The following is an 11,749-nucleotide window of genomic DNA, read 5'->3' on the forward strand; positions in this document are numbered from 1 at the left end:
GGGTATAGGTCATTTGTACTCACTCCTTATAATTCTTTGGTCGGAACTATTTTGAGTGTAGCACAAATGACTTTTTTAGTTGTCTAGCTTAATTTTACAATCGGCGTTATTTAGAAGAACAAACAACAAAAGGAATACCAGTTAAAGCAAGGATTAGTATTTACGAGGAAGAAACAAAAAAAGGTTCAATTGCTTTGAGTACCAATCGAGATGGGACAGATGTTCTAGAGATTTTGTTAGCAAGGGTTTCTCAACCAGAAATTTTGCGTTATTTGGCTGAAAGTCGAGGAGAAAGAACGAAACAATCGATTTCTCAGCAAGAAGTCCAAGAATCAGAAGAGCTTCAATCAAGTGTGCAAGAAAGACAAGAAATATCTGAGACATCTACTTTTTTGGAACAAGAACATGCGGTTGTAGAAGAAAAACTGCAACGAAGAATAAAAAAAGAACAATCCCTTGCCATATCGATGCCTTCTGAAATACAGATGGATGCAACACCTGTCAAAACGAAAAAGAAAAGCAATGTTATCTTATATGGCTTTTTGATTCTTTTATTTATGATGAATAGCTTTCTTTTTTGGAAACAGGGAACACTAACCAATCGTGTAGAAGTATCCTATAATTATGCGAAAAATCAACTGGCAATAATAGAAAAACAACCAACGATCGATACTACCAGTCGTTTTTTCCTTGCAAGCTATTTTAGTGAAGTAGGAGAAGTTCAATACAAAGAGGGATTGAAAAAATTTGTTGGAATATCGATGGAAAATTGGGATCGCCCATCAGGAAAGTTGAATAGTTTATTTTTGTACAAAATCAGACAAGAGAAAAAACAAACCAAGGTGAGTTATCTCTTGACGATACAAGAAGAACAAACCACTCAGTTGAAAAAAATTGCTTTTTCTGTGGAAATAAAGGAGGGCCAAGTTCTAGTCGTTTCTCAGCCTAAAATAGAAGAGTTTTCTTGGTAAGCTATTCGTTTCTTGAATCGCTTTTTTGTCAATGAAATAGTTTTAGTCTACTTTACTATTGGCATTTGAAATATATAAAAAATGTGCAGAGTATGAGTGTGTAATTACTTGCTATACTAATTTTTAGACTGTATCTAAGCCCGCTAAAGCGGGTTATTTTTGTTCTTAGATTACTATTTGTTTTTACTAACTAATTGGAGGGAGAATCATTTGATGAAAAAGTTTTTTAAGATAGCGCTGGTTTGTCTCATTGTTATAGGTAGCGGAATACTCATAAAAAATTCGTTTTCGGAAAAAGAAAATAGGTCTGAAACGGAGACAAGTGTTGAAGCTGTCGTTCATCCTGAATTATTTTTTGAGACGGAAGTTCTTGATACAAAGAAACCTGAGACAATTCCTTCGGAAAACGAGCTCTATCAAGGAGATCTTTCATTTGAATATGCGTATCCGGAAAAGCCGTATGTGCTAACGATTCGGTTTATAGATAAAGCGAATCATGAATATGTAGGGCCTGATAAAAAGCCATTGAAAAGAGAGAAAGAATTGATTCTAGGAAAAGCTAAAGGTGTCGTACACGTAGTTGTAAAAGCCAATAGATCGATGTTAACCCATATTCAGAAGTTAAAAGATATCCAAGTGTCCATGACATTAAATGAGAGAAATGAGAAAACGGAATGACGGAAATCAGACATGTCTTGGGAATATCTGTTCTACTTTTATCGGTTTATTTATTTTGTTCCATCTTTATAGTTGCTTGATCATATTACAAAAATGAAAGGTCATTTTTTTCTTCCCTGTTATTTATCATCATTAAAAATGATGATATTATTTCTTTAAACACCTATTTAAATTTGTTTCTACAATTTTCAGTATGATAATGATCGTTATTTTAATTAGGTGTAAATGAAGAAAGGAAGAAAAATATGTTGAAAAAAGTGTTACGATTTGGGGTATGTATAAGTATATGGTTGGTAACATCTTCCACTTTTGTGCCAAGTATGGTTGCAGTGGCCGATTCGGTGGCGATACAAGAAACGAGCGCATCTGATAGTGAGGGGGAAGAGAAGCTTACAGAACGCTCGGACGATGCATCGGATGGACAAACTGAAAAGGTTGAAGTACAGAAAACAGAAACTACTCAAACGACGGTATCGAGCAGTTCAGATGAATCAAGTGATCTTACCCAGTCTAGCGAAGAAACTGCGCCAGAAGAAGTCGATGAGTTTATCGAAGAGTCTTCGGATCCTCAGGAACAAACGATTTCTCATGAAGAAGAAACGAAGGAAGCAATTGATTCATCAACGATTGATTTTGGAGGAACACGATCTTCTGAATCATTCGGTGAACATACCTTTTCAAGTATTGAGGAACCTAGTGAAAAAATAGCTGAACCAGTCTCTTCAAATGAAGGAGCAGTTGTTTCACGGCGAAGCCGCCGAGATCTTTCTGCGGTTTCTTCAAATCAGCCAGAAGAGGAATCGGTGGTCGCGTTTGATGAAAAAGCCTTTGATGCTGCAATCGATCAATACATTGATCATGCGACAGAAGAGGAATTAGGTTTGGTCATAGAATCAAGCAATGAAAAAGAATTGACCGATGCTTTAGAATATCTTTTGTTAAATCAATTGGATGAGTCTTTTGGTGTGGAAGAACTTGATGAGCTGAAGAAGTTTCTCACTGCCGATGAGATTGAACGACTAGAAAATGAAACGTCGCTAGAGACATTTGAACAACTGCTTACGCAGTACTATAATGAACGAGAGAAAAAACTGGAAGAAGGAACGGCATTTAGTGCCTTCTTTCTGGCAAGTACCGATGAGGAAATCGATCGGATGTTAGAGGCAAAAGATGAACAAGCATTGGAACAAGTGATTTCTGAAATCAGTGCTTCTCGAAATCGTCAAGCAAGCGGATCACGAAAAAAACGTGCGTTACCTCTAGCCATTCCATTGCTTGTCAAAGGAGCGATGGCGGTGATCGGGGTAGGGTTAATTGGTTATTCAGGTTATCAGACATATACGATGATGGAAGCACGTCGTGCGGAAAAGAAACGAATGGTCGAACGTTGGCGTTATCATGAACAACAAGTACAAAAGCGACATCAAGCCGCACAACAAGCTCGCGCAAAAGCCGTTTCTCGTGCTAAACTACAAGCAGCAGCCCGCGCCAAAGCGCAAGCCACACAACGAGCTCGTGCCCAAGCCGCAGCAAAAGCGAGAAAACAAGCACAAAATTGGGCCAAACAACAAGCCGCCGCTCGAGCTCGCGCACAGGCGGCCGCAAGTGCACGAAGAAAGTCAAATGCGTCCTATGTTCCTCCGGTAACTCGTCCGAAACCAGTGATCAAAGCCCAACCCAAAGCACCTGCCAAACCTGTTGCCAAGCCAGTAACGAAACCAACTTCTCCAGCGAAACCGAAGCCAACGACGACCCCAAAAAATACGATGCATCAAGTACGTGCAGGAGAATCTGTTTGGTCTATTTCGCATAAGTATGGCATCAGTATGAATGACTTCATCAAATGGAACAAAATCAAAAATAATCTGATCCATCCTGGCCAGCAAGTCATCGTCAAACAACCAGCAAGTACATCAAAGCCAGTGTCCAAACCTGCGACAAAATCAAGTACGCCAGCCACTTACAAAGTAAAAGCAGGAGACTCAGTTTGGGGGATCTGTGAGAAGTATGGGTTATCCGTTTCAAAATTTGTCCAATGGAATAAGATCAAAAATAATACCATTCATCCAGGACAAGTGATGCATTTACAAGAACCGAAACCGGCATCAAAACCAGCACCAAAAACTTCTCCTACGACTAACACGACGTATACGGTAAAAGCAGGAGATTCGGTCTGGTTGATCGCTAATATGCATGGGATCAGTATGAATGATCTGGTGAAGTGGAATAAGATCAAGAATAATACGATCCATCCGGGCCAAAAGTTGACAGTCAAACAGCCTGTTTCATCAGGGAAACCAACGACAAAAGTACCCGCTTCTACAAATCCAGTCACCCACAAAGTCTCTTATGGTGAATCTTTATGGCTGATTAGTAGTAAATATGGTGTGACCGTCGATGAATTACGCAAACAGAATGGCATCAAAGGTGATTTGATTCACCCCGGCCAAGTATTAGTCGTCAAAAAAGGTGCGACCAAGAGTCATTCAACTCCTGCAGGAAAAAGCGGAACCAGCTATACCGTAAAAGCAGGGGATTCTGTTTGGTTGATCGCCAATCGATACGGCGTGAGCATGGATGATCTAGTGAAATGGAACAAGATCAAAAATTATACGATCCATCCGGGTCAAGTCTTAACGATTCAAACAATTGTTTCTACACCAGCCAAACCTGCGATCACGACAACACCAAAAGTAGAAGCAAAACCAGCGATTATCACGACACCAAAAGTGGAATCAAAACATGGAGTGACTACCACGCCAAAGGTGGACGAGAAATCAGCAATTACAACAACACCAAAAGTAGAAGAACAACCTGTTATCACAACGGTTCCTAAGACTGAATCAGAAGTATTGGTTGAGAAAGCTAGTGGGGCTGGGAAAACAAGTAAAGAAGTCGAAATAATTGACAAAAATGGTAGTCCTCTTGGCGAATTTGATGAAATTGACCTGAATAAAGGAATTTTCTACGAAGATAAGACTGCAAAAGGTTTAGATGTAGTAAATCCAAGAACTGGATTGCCAACTCAGACACCACAACAATTTGCAGATAAACAAATTTATCAAAAAACTGTAAATAGAATTAAAAATTTAGATATTGCGGAAGCTACCAGACCGACAGTGAATGGTAGTCAATCTATTCCTTCTTTGGAAGAAATAAAAGGTGTAAGAAAGTTTGTATTTAGACTAGATGGAAATAGTGCAGAGTTACAAAGTGCAGTAAATCAAAGTATTGCAAAATTGCAGTCTGAATTTCCAGACTATACATTTGAAGTTATATTTGGAGGGAAGTAAAGTATGTCAATCGGTATTATTATAGATGAACCAAAAAATGAGAAAGAACAACTATTTTTCATTCCGGTTGCAACTGAAGAAGTCTTTTCGAGTTATTGGCTAAAAGCTTCAAATGAATTGCAATTAAGTTGGATCCCTATTTTTGAAACAGGGATATTAATTGAGAAAGAGGATATTCCAGCAATTCTAAGAGAATTAGGACTTGTTAAAGAGTGGATAAAAAAAAATGTTATAGATATAGATACAAAAATCGATTTAGAAAAAAGAATAAACTATATTTTAGAAACATTGCCGAAAGCCTTTGAAAATAAAAACATAAAGCTTTATATAGGATAATAATAAAAAAAGGTACTCTATTACTCAATGGAAATCGATAAAGTAGAGCCTTGAATAGTAAGCGTGAACTCACTAATCAAGTATTAGAAGAGTAGATAATTATGGTAAGAAATATAATTTTGAAGTGATTTATGATAAGTCAACAAACATTATTTATCACTTTAAATATGACAGAAGACCATGGGGCCATTACCAGCAGTCCCCCAATAATAATATTGGAGGAAAACTATAATGACACAAAAAGAGTAACTATATTATTTATTAAATGGTCTAAACCAAGGGGAAATAGAAACTAATAATTTTACAAATCAGTTTATGAAAGTTTTTGATTTAGAAATAGATTATGATGAATTATCGAAAAAAGAATATATACTTTTAGGTAATATTTCTGATATGTCAGTTAGATTTTCTGATAATGTAGAAGATTTAAAATTACCTAATGTATAATATAATGAAAAGCAAATTAAAGATGAAGTATCTCGTGTTTTAAAAGAACTAACGTAAACCATATTAAAAAAGGCAATTTAATACTAGATTGATAATGATTATTAGTAAAATTCTTAAAATAGAAATTGTAAATGAGCATCCATTTTGATTTTTTTATCTTTATTTTATGTATGGAACCAAGCATATGGTAGAATACTCAATTCGAAATCTATCTCATGGTCAAAAATTTACCGAACAACAATTGTTAAGGAGTTTTCAAGGTGCTGTAGAACAAGCTACTTCTACAGGAATAAAATTTGATACTAAAAGAATAATAGGTAATTGGGAATTAATATTTAGCCCAGCTAGAGAACTAGGACAATTACCAGTTATTAAGCATGCTATGTATCTACCTTAATTATGAAAGGGGTAAATTATGAAAATTAAAAGTTATGAAGATAAACTAGTCAAAGATGATATAGAAATTGATTATTATGTACCGATCACAGTAACATTTTCAGAAAATGATGATAAGTATAGTTTGGGAGAATTTTATTATTATAGATTCGTCAATGAACATGAATCATTTATTGAAATTAAAATTAATTGTGTTACACAGAAAATTGTAGAAATAGTATTCACATCCATTAATGATATTGAAAAATCTAGTTGTTTTATTGGAGAGTATGTAAAAAAAAATCCAATAGTCGAAACAGATATTTTTGGTGAAAATTCAATTATAACTATAGAATCTGGTTTGAAAATAGTTAGAGAACAAAAAAAACTATATTTTAAATTGAATGAAGAAAAGATAGATTCTATCGTAAAGATGTCTAACCATGTATCTTTATTTCTAAATGAAAATAGTGAAATTATTGGTCTAGAGTTCTCTAACTTTTCAGATAATGAATGGGTAGAACTTAATAAAAGTATAAATTCTAACGCTTGAATTATTTTTAACTAAAAAAGGTAGGATTTTACCTGATATGAGGTTGATTATTATATTCCTGTATCTACTAAGTTTCCGAAAAATAATTTAATATGGGGGGAGATTTTGTATTATCAACTTCTCAATGATAAGAACTCTTTTATAAAAATATCTATTAACTCAAAGACTAAAAAATAGTAGATATTACATTAACTAGTATGAATGATATCGAAGATAAGGAAATTCACACTCCAATTATTGTTGAAGATGTCCCAGTTATAGATACAAATATAATTTCTGAGAAAAAGCTAATATGTAATAAACAAAATTTTCAAATCTTTAAGTCAGATAAGACATTGTATTTTGTGCTAGGTAAAGAGAATATCAAGACTGCAATAAAAATATGTGAATAGGCAATTTTTTTATAGACAATAATGATAAGATAGTAGGAGCACAGTTTTAGGATTTTCAACAACTGAGTGGAAAAAAATTGAAGCGAGTATACAACACGGGACAAACCCTATTTAAATAAAAAAGAAATAATTGATATAGCCGCAAAATTGTTTAGAAAGTAGAAAAAATATGTATGACAAAGTTGAGAAGATAATCAATGAGTGGGATCCAATTGAATTATTTCCTATGGCACCTAAAGATGAATATAGTCAAGAAATTAAAAAGATTGTTAATATTTTAAAAGATAAATCATCACTAGATAAAGAAAAATTAGCTAATTCATTAAAGATGATTTTTGTAGAATCATTTGGAAAAGATATGTTTTTTAGAGATAATGAGTCTAATATAGCTGAAAAACTATTAAATATAGAATAGATAAAATAAAAAAGGTACTTTATCACAAGATTGGTGATCAAGTAATAAAGTCTTGAATAGTAAGCTCGAACTCAATTATTAAGTGACTAGGAGATAACAAAAACTAGCTGTAGTTAGATTGAAGAAAAATTTAATAGAGTTTTCCAGTCTTTTCGAATATTTATTAGGACACAATAATATCGAATAGGAAATTTGAAATTGTCGAAACGATATTGGTGAGGAAACAATCACTGATATCGTTTTTTCGGGATCAAAAAAAGTAATTAGATATTTCTAAAAAAAGAACTAATCTTGGCTAAGCTAGTAACGAAACCAACTTCTCCAACTAAACCGAAGCCAACGACAACCCCTAAAGTAGAAGCCAAACCAGCGATCACGACGACACCAAAAGTGGAATCAAAACCTGAAGTGACTACCACGCCAAAAGTGGATGAAAAACCAGCGATTAAAACGACACCAAAAGTAGAAAAACAGCCAACAATTACAACAGTTCCAGAAATAGAATCAAAAGTCAATATTGAAAAAAGTATTAAAACACTAGATAAACTTTCATCAAGAGAAATAAGTAATCTTTCGTTGAAGGATTTAAAAGAGATGTTACCAAATCACTGGAACATATATGAGAATAATGGACGTGTTCATGTAAAAGATGGAAAAGTTATGAGAATAAGAATAGATCCTGCTGATAATGTAACTAAATATCAACACATGCATATATATGATATTAATGGCAACTCTCTTGATATAAATGGTAATATTGTTGAGAGAAACAGTCCATCGGCTCATATTCCTTGGAATGATAAATAAGGGAGGATTAAGGAATGAATTTTGCAGATATAAAAAGTAAATTGAAACCAATCTTTTATAACGACATGTCTATACTAGACGTTCATTCATGCTTTTTCATGGATGAAATATATATATATATAGAAATAGACGACAACTATTGTTGGAAAATTAGTTTTCTATCATGTTATAAAGTTGATTATGAAACAGATGCTAATTGGAGAGGAGATTATAAAGTTAGGGATGTGAAACCCTCTTCTGGCTACTATGGACAAGAAATCTTTGTGAATATAAATTCAGAGAATGAAGATTTTGTAGAATTTACTATAGATCTGACAATTATGACAATGAAAATCATTTGTAAATCTATTGAAGTTGAAAAGATAAATCGTGAAGATATTAAATTTTTTTGGGAAACTAAATAACTAAATAAACATCCTCAAAATTTGTGCAGTGGAATAAGAGCAAAAACAACACGATCTATCCAGGTTAAAAATTGACGATCAAGCAACTTATTTCATTAGGAAAACAGCGACAAAAGTTCAACTCCTGTAGGAAAAAGCGGAACCAGCTATACCGTAAAAGTAGGGGATTCTGTTTGGTTGATCGCCAATCTATACGACGTGAGCATGGATGATCTAGTGAAATGGAACAAGATCAAAAATTATACGATCCATCCGGGTCAAGTCTTAACGATTCAAACAATTGTTTCTACACCAGCAAAACCTGCGATTACCACGACACCAAAAGCGGAATCAAAATCTGGAGTGACTACCACGCCAAAAGTGGTTGACAAACCAGCGATTACAACCACACCAAAAGTAGAAGACCAACCTGTGGTCACAACCGTTCCTAAGACTGAATCAGAAGTATTGGTTGAGAAAGCCAGTGAAATTAAAAGGGAGTATAAATATAGTCATAGTGTAATTGAAAAAGTAAAATTAGACCTCCTATATCATGATTTTCCCAAAGGCTTGGATAATGATATTTTATCTAATCCAGTAGTAACTAGAGCGGATGGAAGGATAGAACACTTAGCTAGAGGATCTGTAAATGGTGAAAAAGGGATTTACCATATTACAGTAAAAGGAGATAGTATTATACACCGTACATTTATCCCTGAATCTGACTGGTCAAGATTCTCTAAAGTAAAATGAATTACCAGAACTTATAAAGATACCTTCATTAAGGTAAAGGAGAAAATAAAATGAAAAAATATAAATATACTATATCAGGTGAGTATAACGATTGGTGTGAATTTCAAAAAGGCAATGTTCTTATTCATAATGGTAGTTTACTAGGAATGGTAAAAAAAGTAGATTCTGAAAATCTTTTAAGAGTGAATTACGGTACGGAACAAGATTTTTATTCAATAATAAAATGTATTAATGACTTAAAAGTGGCAGTTCCTCGGGAACCTGATTTACTTCAAAAAGAATACAAATATCAACCTATAATTTTTGACAGCATAGAGTTTAAAGAATTTGTTGATAATAATTATTTTGATGAAGAGTTACTAGAGTATTTACCAGAAGTGAAAAAGAAAGATTTAGTAAATATGTGGCTTTTATCTAGTCCTCATCATAAAAATTATAAAGATCTGAATGAAATGAAAAAAGATATGTTGGATAACATATTGTTTTTCTCAGATGATAATTACACTGTATCTCAGTTAAGTAACATGATTAATACTTCTGAGTTTTCAATAAATCCAATCCCCGATAACTATGAATTGGTAGTGATTTATGTGGATAGTGATGAAGAAAGAATTTATGAATGGAATGGTTTGATAAAGCTTGATAATAGAATATATTTAAGGCTGGATGGTAGATACTATTTGAATTGTTGAAAATAAGCTATATATATTGATTTAAAACAAAATAAAAAAGGTACTTTACTATCTACTTGACGTCAGTTTGTAAAGCTTTGAGTAGTAAGGGGTAAGCTCACTAATTAAGTTACTAATAGGGTATAAGAACTAAAGTTGAAAAAAGAAGCGATTTAAAAGAGAAGGAGTGAGAGAAGATGGAGATGATGGATGATAAGAAATTTTATCGACAAATGGAACGTTTAAAATAAAAAACATTTTGGGAATACTTGTCTCATTCTTATCGATTTTTTTCTTTTGTTCCGCTCCTATGCTTCCTTGATTTTTTAATTTATCCACATTTTTCATGGTGGTTTATTCTAAAATTATTTTTATTGTTGCTTTCTTTATTCATTTATGTCTATTGGATGTATGTTTTTTATAGAAGGATTGCTCGAAAGAGAACAATTTCTCTTCTCTTTCTTCGATTATTTTTTATGTATGCCGTATGTAATAGTGGATTCATGATGATTGTCATGACGAATTTCTATCGAACCTATGGGGAAAAAGTAACTCTTCTTTATCATTTTATTGGTGCAGTTGTTTTTGGAATGATTGTGGGAATCGTCTATGCAGGGTGTTCTTATAAACGAATAAAAGAATATTTAAGATATAATAAAAAGTAAGGTGAATGGACGTTGGATAATGAAAAGAATCGAATGGTTTATTCCTACAAAATTCTGATTAGTAAAGAGGCAGTAAGAGAAAAATATGAGTCGTATTCGTTAAGAAATCATATGATGTTCCAAGTATATGGCTATACGTATAATCCGTATGATCCGATCAACTATACAATCAAACTTTCTCTAAGAAAAATGACATTGACGATAAGTAAAAAGTAGAGTTTATACAAGAAAAAGAAATGATGTGATTACAGTAATACCTAAATAAAGGAGACTGAAAAAATGAAATATGATGAATTAGACTTGATGGAATTGTTTCTATCTGAAAGTGAAAGTTTGACTGATAATATAGGTGATGGCAATATAATGTATAAAATTAGCAAAGATGATTTTACTTTAAAAATCTTTATAAGAACCTATGAAAATCAAATTAGTGTGTTCTTGACCTATAAAGAAAAAGAAATTTTTTATGGAGATTTTGATAATATTACTGAATTAAAAAAGGAAGATACGTATTTGAGAATTTTAAGAGAAGATAGTACAATTGCTAGTCTTTGTTTTGGAACAATGCTTTCTATAAGTATTGAAAAACAATAATTGAATTATTAAATAAAAAAGGTACGACCAAGAGTCATTCAACTCCTGCAGGAAAAAGCGGAACCAGCTATACCGTAAAAGCAGGGGATTCTGTTTGGTTGATCGCCAATCGATACGGCGTGAGTATGGATGATCTAGTGAAATGTAACAAGATCAAAAATTATACGATCCATCCTGGCCAAAATCTAATCATAAATAATATAACGAATAAAGAAGCACAAAAAAAGCTGAGGAATTGGGATATATAAAGACAAATGAACGATTGTATGGACAGCCCGTTTTCAAAAATACAAAACGGAAACCCCAATATATAACACCGGATGTTGACTCTCATAATGGTGGTACTTGGAAAGGCGCAGATAATGTCAAGGATTTGGGAAGTAAAGATACTAGAAGTGGGACTTATGATGAAGATC

The 11,749-nt window shown here is 33.3% G+C and carries 16 protein-coding genes; 15 read left to right on the top strand and 1 reads right to left on the bottom strand.

The genetic code is table 11. The features are described 5' to 3' along the window. Positions 1-194: 194 nt before the first annotated feature. From ACTFWY_RS17155 to ACTFWY_RS17205, 11 genes are all read left to right on the top strand, one after another. Complete coding sequence (locus ACTFWY_RS17155) at positions 195-971, top strand: hypothetical protein (RefSeq protein WP_439927323.1); 777 nt, start codon at positions 195-197, stop codon at positions 969-971. 213 nt (positions 972-1,184) lie between these two features. Continuing rightward, entirely contained in the window at positions 1,185-1,649 is a 465-nt protein-coding gene (locus tag ACTFWY_RS17160) for a hypothetical protein (protein WP_439927325.1), read from the top strand. A gap of 245 nt (positions 1,650-1,894) precedes the next feature. Beyond that, entirely contained in the window at positions 1,895-4,942 is a 3,048-nt protein-coding gene (locus ACTFWY_RS17165) for a LysM peptidoglycan-binding domain-containing protein (RefSeq protein WP_439948523.1), read from the top strand. Between the two features lie 3 nt (positions 4,943-4,945). Further along, positions 4,946-5,278, top strand: a complete 333-nt coding sequence (locus ACTFWY_RS17170) for a hypothetical protein (RefSeq protein ID WP_060814838.1) — start codon at positions 4,946-4,948, stop codon at positions 5,276-5,278. 631 nt (positions 5,279-5,909) lie between these two features. Further along, entirely contained in the window at positions 5,910-6,122 is a 213-nt protein-coding gene (locus tag ACTFWY_RS17175; protein WP_060814837.1) for a hypothetical protein, read from the top strand. An 18-nt stretch (positions 6,123-6,140) separates the two neighbouring features. After that, positions 6,141-6,653: a hypothetical protein gene (locus ACTFWY_RS17180; protein ID WP_060814836.1), complete on the top strand. Its 513-nt coding sequence runs from the start codon at positions 6,141-6,143 to the stop codon at positions 6,651-6,653. Between the two features lie 561 nt (positions 6,654-7,214). Then, complete coding sequence (locus ACTFWY_RS17185; protein WP_060814834.1) at positions 7,215-7,460, top strand: DUF1871 family protein; 246 nt, start codon at positions 7,215-7,217, stop codon at positions 7,458-7,460. Between the two features lie 291 nt (positions 7,461-7,751). Beyond that, a complete protein-coding gene (locus ACTFWY_RS17190; RefSeq protein ID WP_216365893.1) occupies positions 7,752-8,267 on the top strand; it encodes a hypothetical protein in 516 nt (171 codons plus the stop codon). Between the two features lie 14 nt (positions 8,268-8,281). Then, entirely contained in the window at positions 8,282-8,671 is a 390-nt protein-coding gene (locus tag ACTFWY_RS17195) for a hypothetical protein (protein ID WP_253263442.1), read from the top strand. A gap of 216 nt (positions 8,672-8,887) precedes the next feature. Beyond that, complete coding sequence (locus ACTFWY_RS17200) at positions 8,888-9,403, top strand: hypothetical protein (RefSeq protein WP_253263441.1); 516 nt, start codon at positions 8,888-8,890, stop codon at positions 9,401-9,403. Between the two features lie 50 nt (positions 9,404-9,453). After that, positions 9,454-10,095: a hypothetical protein gene (locus ACTFWY_RS17205; protein ID WP_060815595.1), complete on the top strand. Its 642-nt coding sequence runs from the start codon at positions 9,454-9,456 to the stop codon at positions 10,093-10,095. A gap of 129 nt (positions 10,096-10,224) precedes the next feature. Here ACTFWY_RS17205 and ACTFWY_RS17210 read toward each other — a convergent pair whose 3' ends face one another. Then, positions 10,225-10,422, bottom strand: a complete 198-nt coding sequence (locus ACTFWY_RS17210) for a hypothetical protein (RefSeq protein WP_227331203.1) — start codon at positions 10,420-10,422, stop codon at positions 10,225-10,227. Between the two features lie 167 nt (positions 10,423-10,589). Between ACTFWY_RS17210 and ACTFWY_RS17215 the strand changes: the two genes are divergently transcribed. The 4 genes from ACTFWY_RS17215 to ACTFWY_RS17230 form a co-directional block, all read left to right on the top strand. Beyond that, positions 10,590-10,739 (top strand): hypothetical protein, encoded by a 150-nt coding sequence (locus tag ACTFWY_RS17215; RefSeq protein WP_253263440.1) that lies wholly within the window; start codon positions 10,590-10,592, stop codon positions 10,737-10,739. Between the two features lie 12 nt (positions 10,740-10,751). After that, positions 10,752-10,955 carry a hypothetical protein gene (locus ACTFWY_RS17220; protein ID WP_060815594.1) on the top strand — a complete coding sequence of 68 codons (204 nt, stop codon included), beginning with the start codon at positions 10,752-10,754 and terminating at the stop codon, positions 10,953-10,955. Between the two features lie 63 nt (positions 10,956-11,018). Next, positions 11,019-11,333 (top strand): hypothetical protein, encoded by a 315-nt coding sequence (locus ACTFWY_RS17225; RefSeq protein WP_060815592.1) that lies wholly within the window; start codon positions 11,019-11,021, stop codon positions 11,331-11,333. Positions 11,334-11,568: 235 nt separating this feature from the next. Continuing rightward, the coding region (locus ACTFWY_RS17230) for a toxin C-terminal domain-containing protein (protein ID WP_439948524.1) at positions 11,569-11,749 on the top strand (181 nt) is incomplete at its 3' end.

This window comes from Enterococcus sp. 125944 (assembly GCF_051909435.1).
Lineage (GTDB): Bacteria > Bacillota > Bacilli > Lactobacillales > Enterococcaceae > Enterococcus_D > Enterococcus_D gallinarum.